The sequence below is a fragment of the Streptomyces sp. NPDC059169 genome, from assembly GCF_042755225.1.
GTDB lineage: Bacteria > Actinomycetota > Actinomycetes > Streptomycetales > Streptomycetaceae > Streptomyces.
The window spans coordinates 1-5,441 of the sequence record NZ_JBHZCF010000004.1 but is presented as its reverse complement, the minus strand read 5'-3'; the positions used below and the strand labels follow the sequence as shown (position 1 = coordinate 5,441).

Below are 5,441 nucleotides of genomic sequence, written 5' to 3'. Positions count from 1 at the left end.
CCCTTTCTGCCGTTTTTTTCCCGCCTTTGGGGGTTTTTCTTCCCAATCCCCCCCGGTCCTTTGCGGCCGCACACAGAGTGGGTGGGGTTCGGGTCGTCCCCCCCCCCCCCCCACTTCGATGTCGGCGCCAGTCTAACGCCCGTTCACATGGACACCCGCATGGCTATCCGGCGGTCTGCTGGACCCCGGCCAACGTCGCCACCAGTACAGCCTTGATGGTGTGCATGCGGTTCTCGGCCTCGTCGAAGACGATCGAGTGGGAGGACTCGAAGACCTCGTCGCTGACTTCGAGCTCGGTCAGCCCGTGGCGCTCGTGGATCGCACGGCCGACTTTGGTGCCGAGGTCGTGGAAGGCCGGCAGACAGTGAAGGAACTTCACGTCCGCGTTGCCGGTGGCGCGCAACACGTCCATGGTCACCGCGTACGGGGCCAGGGCCGCGATGCGCTCGTCCCACACCTCCGCGGGCTCACCCATGGACACCCAGACGTCGGTGGCGACGAAGTCCGCTCCGGCGACGCCTTCCGCGATGTCCTCGGTGAGGGTGACCCTCGCCCCGCTGGCGGCGGCGGCCTCCTGTGCGGCCGTGACGACCTCGTCCGCGGGCCAGTAGGACTTGGGGGCGACGATGCGCACGTCCATGCCGAGCAGGGCGCCGGTGACGAGGTAGGAGTTGCCCATGTTGAACCGGGCGTCACCGAGGTAGGCGAAGGCGATCCCCGTCAGCGGCTTGTCGCTGTGCTCGGTCATGGTGAGCACGTCGGCGAGCATCTGGGTGGGGTGCCAGTCGTCGGTGAGGCCGTTGTACACGGGCACGCCGGCGTGCGTCGCGAGCTCCTCGACGACCTCCTGGCTGTCCCCGCGGTACTCGATTCCGTCGAACATACGGCCGAGCACCCGTGCGGTGTCCTTGACCGACTCCTTGTGCCCCATCTGGGATCCCGAGGGGTCCAGGTACGTCGTCGAGGCACCCTGGTCCGCGGCGGCGACCTCGAACGCGCAGCGGGTGCGGGTCGAAGTCTTCTCGAAGATCAGGGCGATGTTCCTGCCACGCAGCCGCTGGACCTCGGCACCGGCACGCTTGGCGGCCTTGAGCTCGGCGGCCAGCTCGACGAGGCCCCGGAACTCCCCCGCCGTGAAGTCCAGCTCCTTGAGGAAGTGGCGGCCTTCGAGATGTGTCGCCATGATGGTTGCTCCTGGGGGTCACGAACTGCGAGGACTGCGGAATTCTATACACACTCCTGCATTGATATGCGTCACTCGGTGTCAGGTGTGGGCGGCGTCACGCTCCACCGGGCAACTCATGCAGCGCGGACCACCGCGGCCCCGGCCGAGCTCGCTGCCCGGAATCTCGATCACCTCGATCCCCTGCTTGCGCAGGTGCGTGTTGGTCGTGACGTTGCGCTCGTAGGCGACGACCACTCCCGGCTCGACGGCGAGGACGTTGCAACCGTCGTCCCACTGCTCGCGCTCCGCCGAGTGCACGTCCTGGGTCGCCGTGAGGACCCTGATGTCCTGCAAGCCGAGGGCGGCGGCGATCGCACTGTGCATGTGCTCGGGCGGATGATCAGTGACCCGCAGGGACAGGTGCCGACCGCCCTCGGCGGGCTCGATCGTGTACGAACGCAGCATGCCCAGACCCGCGTACTGGGTGAAGGTGTCGTGGTCCACCATCGTCATCACCGTGTCCAGGTGCATGAACGCCCGCCGCTTGGGCATGTCGAGCGCCACGATCGTCCGCGCGGAACCGGCGGCGAACAGCCCGCGGGCCAGCATCTCCACGGCCTGCGGCGTGGTCCGTTCGCTCATCCCGATCAGTACCGCACCGTTGCCGATGACCAGTACGTCGCCACCTTCGATGGTGGAGGGGTAGTCGTCCTGCCCCTCCGACCAGTGGTGGAAGGGGCCCGCGTCCGGGCTGGTGAACAGTGGGTGGTGCTTGTAGATCGCCTCGAAGTGCACGGTCTCTCGCCGGCGGGCCGGCCAGCGCATGGCGTTGATGGACACCCCGTCGTAGATCCAGGCGGAGGTGTCCCGGGTGAAGATGTGGTTGGGGAGCGGGCCGAGCAGGAAGTCGTCCAGATCCATGACGTGGAAGCGGACCGACGTGGGCTCCGAGTGGCCCGCGAGGAACTCCCGCTTGGTCATTCCGCCCACGAGCACGTCCGCCAGGCCGGCGGTGTCCATCCTGTCGAAGGCGGCCCGCAGGTGGTCGGTGGCGAGGGGCCCGTACTCCTTCTCGTCGAAGACCCGGTCCAGCACGAGCTTCCTCGCCGCCGGGACGTCCAACACCTCCCGCAGCAGATCACCGAAGAGGTGCACCTCGACGCCGCGGTCGCGCAGGACGTCCGCGAAACCGTCGTGCTCCTGTCGGGCGCGCCGCACCCAGAGCAAGTCGTCGAAGAGGAGCCCGTCCTTGTTGGTGGGGGTGAGCCGCTTCAGCTCGAGATCGGGCCGGTGCAGTATGACCCGGCGCAGTCGCCCGGTCTCTGAGTCCACGTGGAATCCCATACCCCCCATCCTCACCGTCCGGACGCCACTTCACCCGGCGAACGGCCCTACCGCTTCCCCCACCAGCCGCGCCGTGTCGCGCACGCCCCTCTCGACCACCTCCCCCCACCACCCGCGCCGCGCGTCCGGTGGCACCGCGCGCAGGGGCCCCGCGCCACGGACGCGGGCCGCGCGCGGGGGCCGGGCCGGAGCCCCACGAGGCGGACTCCGCCACCTGGAGCCGCACTTCCGCGGGGCTCCGGCCGGGGCTACAGCCGTGGGTCGACCGGCTCGGACTCCAGCGCCAGCACCGCGAAGACCGCCTCGTGCACGCGCCACAGCGGTTCCCCGGCGGCCAGCCGGTCCAACGCCTCCAGGCCCAACGCGAACTCGCGCAAGGCCAGGGAGCGTTTGTGGCCGAGGAATCGACCGCGCAGCCGCGTCAGGTTGTCCGCGCGGGTGTACTCCGGGCCGTAGACGATCCGCAGGTACTCCCGACCGCGGACCTTCACCCCCGGCTGGACGAGCCGCCCCTTGCCGTCCCGCACGAGGGCGTCCAGGGGTTTGACGACCATGCCCTCCCCGCCCGCACCCGTCATCTCCAGCCACCAGTCGATTCCCGCCCGCACCGATTCCTCGTCGCCGGTGTCGACCACGATTCGGCGCGTGCGCTGGAGCAGCCCGCCCACGGCAACGGCGTCGGTGTCCACCAGCCGGTCCAGCCAGTCCAGTTGACGGTCGTGCGGTGCGCCCGCCAGTGACCGGCCCTGGACGGCCAGGATCTGGAAGGGCGCGAGACGCACCCCGTCCAGCGCATCCGTCGTCCAGCAGTACCTCCGGTACGCCCGGGTGAACGCGGCCGCGTCCGCGGTTCGTTCGCGTTGCCGCTCGAGCAGCCCGCCCACGTCGAGGCCTCGGGCAACTGCTGCTTCGAGGGCCGCCGTGACACCCGGGAGGACCGCACGGGAAGCAGCCCCGACCGCTGCGTACTGCGTGCGCAGGAGGCCGGACGCCTTGAGTGACCAGGGCATCATCTCGGCGTCGAGGAGCAGCCAGTCGGTGTCCAACTCCTCCCACAACCCGGCCGCGGTGACCGCACGGCGCAGCCGGTCCAGCACCTGCTCGGTGGCCTCCGCGTCGTCGAAGAAGGGCCTTCCCGTGCGCGTGTGCAGTGCGCCCGTCGGCCCGCTGTCGCCTCCTCCGGCCGCCCAGGCGTACCCCTCGGTGCCGAAGCGCGTCCGTGCCACGTCCGCGTCCCGGCATACCAGAGCGACGGCCCGCGAGCCCATGTGCTTCTCCTCGCACACGACGCGCTGCACACCGTCCGCCCGGTACTGGGCGAACGCCTCGGCCGGGTGCTCCAGGTACCCCTCCTCCTGTGAGGTCGCGGTGGGTGCCATCGTGGGCGGGAGGTAGGCGAGCAGCCTTGGGTCGACCGCGAACCTGCTCATCACCTCCAGCGCCGCCGCCGCGTTCTCCTCGCGGACGGCGACGCGTCCCATGTGGCGGGTCTCCACGATCCGGCGGCCGTGTACGTCCGCGAGGTCCAAGGGGCGGCCCTGGTGTCCGCCGTGTACGTCGGTGACCAGTGGCTTGACCGGCTCGTACCAGACCTTCTCGGCCGGCACCTCGACGAGTTCACGTTCGGGCCAACGCAGTGCGGTGAGCTTCCCTCCGAACACGGCACCGGTGTCGAGGCAGAGCGTGTTGTTGACCCAGGACGCGGTGGGCACGGGCGTGTGGCCGTACACCACCGCGGCCTTGCCGCGGTAGTCCTCCGCCCACGGGTAGCGCACGGGCAGCCCGAACTCGTCGGTCTCCCCCGTCGTTTCTCCGTACAGCGCGTGCGCGCGGACCCGGCCCGAGGTGCGGCCGTGGTACTTCTCGGGCAGTCCGGCGTGACATACCACCAGTTTGCCCCCGTCGAGGACGTAGTGGCTGACGAGCCCGTCGATGAACTCCCTCACCTGCTCCCGGAACGCCGGGTCCTCGGCGTCCGCGCGCTCCAGTTGCTCGATGGTCTCGGCGAGACCGTGGGTGTGCTGGACCTTCCTGCCCCCGAGCCAGCGTCCCAGCTTGTTCTCGTGGTTCCCCGGCACGCACAGGGCGTTGCCGGAGGCCGTCATCGCCATGACGCGCCGCAGCACACCGGGGCTGTCAGGGCCACGGTCCACCAGGTCACCGACGAACACGGCCGTCCGTCCCTCGGGGTGTGCCCCGTCCACGTAGCCCAGCGCGCCGAGCAGGGAGTCCAGCTCGGAGCTGCAGCCGTGGACGTCACCGATGATGTCGAACGGCCCGGTGAGGTGCCGCTTGTCGTTGAAGCGTTTCTCGAGGACGACCTCGGCCGCATCGACCTCCTCCGGGCTGCGCAGCACGTGGATCTTGCGGAAGCCCTCCCGTTGCAGGCCGCGCAGCGATCGGCGCAGTTCGCGCCGGTGCCGCTGGATCACGTGGCGCGGCATTCCGGCGCGCTCGGGGCGGGCGGCGTTGCGCTCGGCACACACCTCTTCGGGCATGTCGAGCACGATGGCGATCGGCAGGACGTCGTACTGGCGTGCAAGCCGCACGAGTTGGCGGCGGCTTTCCTGCTGGACGCTGGTGGCGTCGACGACCGTGAGCCGGCCGGCGGCGAGCCGCTTCCCGACGACGTAGTGGAGGACGTCGAAGGCGTCCGAACTGGCGCTCTGGTCGTTCTCGTCGTCGGCGACCAGGCCGCGGCAGAAGTCGGAGGAGATCACCTCCGTGGGCTTGAAGTGCCTGTGGGCGAACGTGGACTTGCCGGAGCCGGTGGCACCGACGAGGACCACGAGGGAGAGGTCGGTGACCGGAAGCGTGCGCGGGGTGGTGGTCATGCGGCCCTACCTTCTTGAGTGCGTCCCGTGAGTTCGCGACTCTGGGACTGCGCGGGTGGGGCAGGGATGGTTTTCATGCTGGCTGCCTCCGATGGCTC

The 5,441-nt window shown here is 69.8% G+C and carries 3 protein-coding genes; all 3 read right to left on the bottom strand.

The window, feature by feature from the left end:
* Positions 1 to 163 precede the first annotated feature (163 nt).
* The 3 genes from argF to ACFXOM_RS08595 all read right to left on the bottom strand — a co-directional run bounded on the left by argF (position 164) and on the right by ACFXOM_RS08595 (position 5,343).
* On the bottom strand, positions 164 to 1,183 hold the full coding sequence (argF, locus tag ACFXOM_RS08605) for an ornithine carbamoyltransferase (protein ID WP_384949330.1): 1,020 nt from the start codon (positions 1,181 to 1,183) through the stop codon (positions 164 to 166).
* An 81-nt stretch (positions 1,184 to 1,264) separates the two neighbouring features.
* Positions 1,265 to 2,509: an arginine deiminase gene (locus tag ACFXOM_RS08600; RefSeq protein WP_384933619.1), complete on the bottom strand. Its 1,245-nt coding sequence runs from the start codon at positions 2,507 to 2,509 to the stop codon at positions 1,265 to 1,267.
* Between the two features lie 248 nt (positions 2,510 to 2,757).
* Positions 2,758 to 5,343, bottom strand: coding sequence for a polynucleotide kinase-phosphatase (locus tag ACFXOM_RS08595; protein ID WP_385037430.1), 2,586 nt, complete (start codon positions 5,341 to 5,343; stop codon positions 2,758 to 2,760).
* Positions 5,344 to 5,441 lie beyond the last annotated feature (98 nt).